We start from the raw sequence: 257 nt of genomic DNA, 5'->3' as shown, positions 1-257 counted from the left end.
TGGAGGATTACCCAAGTCCGGCTGAAGGGAACGGTCTTGAAAACCGTCAGGCGTGTAAAAGCGTGCGTGGGTTCGAATCCCACATCCTCCTTTTTATATTAACGCGGGATGGAGCAGCTCGGTAGCTCGTCGGGCTCATAACCCGAAGGTCGTAGGTTCAAATCCTGCTCCCGCAATTTGGCTCGGTAGCTCAGTTGGTAGAGCAATGGATTGAAGCTCCATGTGTCGGCGGTTCGATTCCGTCTCGCGCCATATTT

3 tRNA genes are annotated in these 257 nt (G+C 53.3%); all 3 read left to right on the top strand.

From position 1 onward, the window contains the following. Window position 1: 1 nt before the first annotated feature. The 3 genes from HMPREF2766_RS03145 to HMPREF2766_RS03135 all read left to right on the top strand — a co-directional run bounded on the left by HMPREF2766_RS03145 (window position 2) and on the right by HMPREF2766_RS03135 (window position 252). Window positions 2–91, top strand: a tRNA-Ser gene (locus tag HMPREF2766_RS03145). Between the two features lie 11 nt (window positions 92–102). Then, a tRNA-Met gene (locus HMPREF2766_RS03140) sits at window positions 103–176 on the top strand. Between the two features lie 3 nt (window positions 177–179). Continuing rightward, window positions 180–252: transfer RNA gene (locus HMPREF2766_RS03135), tRNA-Phe, on the top strand. The last annotated feature ends 5 nt before the right edge of the window (window positions 253–257 follow it).

The sequence above is a fragment of the Streptococcus sp. HMSC076C08 genome, from assembly GCF_001810825.1.
Taxonomy (GTDB): Bacteria; Bacillota; Bacilli; order Lactobacillales; family Streptococcaceae; genus Streptococcus.
This window is presented reverse-complemented; position numbering and strand designations above follow the sequence as displayed.